Below are 568 nucleotides of genomic sequence, written 5' to 3' on the forward strand. Positions count from 1 at the left end.
CCCGCATCGGCCGCAACCCCAAAACCGGGGAAGAGGTTCCTATTCAGCCGCGTCGCGTGCTGACCTTTCGCCCGTCGCACCTGATGAAGGATCGCGTCGCCGCTGGGAACCGCAAGTAACATCAGGACAGCGACACCATGGGCAAGTCACCCGACGCCTTTCGCACGATCAGTGAAGTTGCGGACTGGCTGGGTGTTCAGGCCCATGTCCTGCGATTTTGGGAAAGCCGTTTCACACAGGTGAAACCGGTCAAACGCGCAGGTGGAAGGCGGTATTATCGCCCTAACGACATGCGCCTGCTTGGGGGTATCAAGAAGCTGCTGCACGAAGATGGGATCACCATCAAAGGCGTGCAGCGCATTCTGCGTGAGCAAGGCGTGGCTTATGTGGCTTCGCTGTCGCAGGGGCTTGATGAAACCGCCGAACCCGAAGCCAAGGCAAATGACGCGGTGGTGGTTCCATTTACTGCAAAACCAGAGCCCAGCCAGCAGATCACTCTGGACTTGGGAGATAGCGGCACGGCCCCCGCCCCCGCTGCCCCTAACGAAAGCCCCGTTGCAAAACCCGC

2 protein-coding genes are annotated in these 568 nt (G+C 60.0%); both read left to right on the top strand.

Annotated features, from left to right (window positions below):
• Window positions 1–119 (top strand): HU family DNA-binding protein (locus ACR0DO_RS19555; RefSeq protein WP_480561114.1); only part of this gene is annotated, 119 nt, incomplete at its 5' end.
• Window positions 120–137: 18 nt separating this feature from the next.
• Window positions 138–568 (top strand): MerR family transcriptional regulator (locus tag ACR0DO_RS19560; RefSeq protein ID WP_480561112.1); only part of this gene is annotated, 431 nt, incomplete at its 3' end.

The sequence above is a fragment of the Ruegeria sp. AM9 genome (genome assembly GCF_056540565.1).